Origin of the sequence: Pseudochrobactrum saccharolyticum, from assembly GCF_008801715.1 — a bacterium.
Classification (GTDB): domain Bacteria; phylum Pseudomonadota; class Alphaproteobacteria; order Rhizobiales; family Rhizobiaceae; genus Pseudochrobactrum; species Pseudochrobactrum saccharolyticum.
This window is the reverse complement of record NZ_VZPG01000011.1, coordinates 1-1,273: the sequence shown is the minus strand read 5'-3', so window position 1 is coordinate 1,273 and position 1,273 is coordinate 1. Positions and strand designations below refer to the sequence as shown.

Below are 1,273 nucleotides of genomic sequence, written 5' to 3'. Positions count from 1 at the left end.
CCTACCTTTAGGCGAAGGCGGAAAATAAGATCGTCTCACCAAAGAAAAGAACAAATATAGAAATCCCCCTATTCCTATTTTAAGCGCCGTACGGCCTCATTAATCACTCACAGCAATTCACACAGCCAACGAAACACTTATCGCGCCTGTGAGCCTTATTGCGGGTAAAATTGCGCTATACACAGGCTAATAGTTGCCCTCTCAAATTCGGGCATGTATTCTTAGAGAAGTACAAGTCATCGATTCTTTCAGCTAAACATCGCACCGCTGCTCATTAATATTTTGGGAGGATGCGAAATTCAGCAGTAGAGCTGCTGTTTGGCTGGCAAGGCCGCCTTGCCTTTCGCGAATGAAAGGGTTGAACATGAGGATATCATGCTCAATTACTCATCCAGTATCTGTCATTGGATATTGGCGCTTTCGCCTTGGACAGTGGGAGTTCGTAGCTCCACACTGTCGGTCTATGCCACGTTAAAACCGTGAAATAGGTTTAGGCGCTCAGAGGTCTCCGCTTCTGTGGAGACCTCCCCCATTCACTATAATAGCGAATATGATGATATTAACCATTGAGCCTGCATACGGCAAGATGCAGTGTTGCAACAGAGTTAATATTTCAACACACCATCTCTGAATCAAAAAGGCAGCCTTTAAGCTGCCTGTCAAATCGGTTTTGCGTTTAACGCAAATCACCACAATACAAAATATAGTATATTCCGCTTAAGCGGGCAACAGCCTATTGTGTTTTATATCCCCAATGCACAGCCAGCGCGTCAAGCCCGTCCTTGATATAATCACTATACGTGGTCTTTTCGCGTTGTGTGATTGCAATGTCTGTAATCTCCATCCCCTGCCCGACGACCTTGATCATCAGGTCAAAGGCTTTGCGGCCAAGCACAGGCTTGCATTCATTCAACCTCTGTACCGCATCAATCATGCTATCCGGCAGCGGGTCGATGCCCTTGCCGCCGTCCACCTGCTCGCGGCCGTAGTCGATAGCAACCGTGCCTTTCGCGCCTGACCGCTCCCAATATTGCCGAAACCGGCCGGCTGCCGCCCATTGTGCATCATTGATGTGACCGCGCGAATAGAGAGTACCCACAGCACTTTCCTTGATATTCACATAGGCTTTGATCTTTGGCGGGTTCCAGCTCTCACCTGAATGATCCGGTGAATAAAACGGGTTCGGAACACGATGCACCCGAATATCGGACTTGAGGGTTCCCACCTCGCCACGTGAGATTGCTTTGCGCTGTTCTTTAGATGGTGCCGCCAT

At 48.5% G+C, this 1,273-nt stretch carries 1 protein-coding gene; it reads right to left on the bottom strand.

The genetic code is table 11. From position 1 onward, the window contains the following. Positions 1 to 733 precede the first annotated feature (733 nt). Positions 734 to 1,273 (bottom strand): hypothetical protein (locus F7P81_RS17160; protein ID WP_170265312.1); only part of this gene is annotated, 540 nt, incomplete at its 5' end.